This is a genomic window from Pasteurella bettyae CCUG 2042, from assembly GCF_000262245.1.
GTDB lineage: Bacteria > Pseudomonadota > Gammaproteobacteria > Enterobacterales > Pasteurellaceae > Basfia > Basfia bettyae.
This window is the reverse complement of sequence record NZ_AJSX01000011.1, coordinates 1-1,070: the sequence shown is the minus strand read 5'-3', so window position 1 is coordinate 1,070 and position 1,070 is coordinate 1. Positions and strand designations below refer to the sequence as shown.

Here is a 1,070-nt window from a genome sequence, read left to right as displayed (position 1 = left end):
CAAAGAGTTCATCGCTTGCCCTAAATGTCGGGTACAACACAAGCCTTATTATATTTCTACACGTAAGCAATGGCGCTGCAAACATTGTAATCACACTTTTAGTGTCACTTCTGGCACCATTTTTGCTAATCGCAAGAAACCAATTAAGGTTTATCTGTATGCTTTAATGGAGTGGGTAAATGCTGTCAAAGGCTTATCTTCCCTTCAATTAGCACGTAATGCAAAACTTAATCCTCGCACGGCATTTGTTTTATCACATAAATTCCGCAAGGCATTATTAGAAAGTCGTGATATGAAACCACTTTCAGGTGTAGTGGATATGGACGGTACTTATGTTCATCCTGCACCACGTAAAGCAAACAAGAAATCTGACCGTATTGACTATCGTTTAAAGGGAAATCAGAATCCGGATAAACGTTGTGTCATGGTTGCACGTGAGCATTATTCAACAGAAGAAAAAGCCAGTAATGCGCTGCATTGTGGGGCAAAACGCTCTCACGTTTTTGTGGCGCATACGGAATCGCAATCGGTAGTGAAAAGTTTTGCCGATAAGTTCATTAAACCTAATACACAAATCAATACCGATGAAAGCACGGCTTATGATGTCTTGTTGCCTTACTATAACTTGAGAACTGTAAACCATAAAGAAGAATATCGCAGTGACTTAGGTGTAACAAACAATCAGGCTGAAAGTTTATTCAGTCGTTTCAAACGTATGTACTACGGACAAGTTCACCGAATTAGCAATGAATACCTACTTAACTATGCTAATGAAATTGCGTACCGTGAGGACAATCGCCGTACCTCAAATAAAGCGCAGTTTATTGATGTATTAAGTCGATGCTTGAAAACCACCAACGATAACAATGAATGGTGCAGTTATTGGCAACGTAAAATTATTCATCAAGAAGTGATTTGGCAGTAGATATATGGCATATAACCTAGATAAGAAGCTCAAAGAATTTGAGTTTGAACGTAAACAGGTATTGCATCATCTTGCGTTACTTGATGCGAACATTGCCACACTAAAACGTGCTATTGAGCTTACGCAACAGGAAAGTGATGTAGCT

At 39.1% G+C, this 1,070-nt stretch carries 1 protein-coding gene; it reads left to right on the top strand.

Annotated elements, in window-relative coordinates; all coding sequences use genetic code 11:
* The coding region (locus HMPREF1052_RS02975; protein WP_005759482.1) for an IS1595 family transposase at window positions 1-925 on the top strand (925 nt) is incomplete at its 5' end.
* Between the last annotated feature and the right edge of the window lie 145 nt (window positions 926-1,070).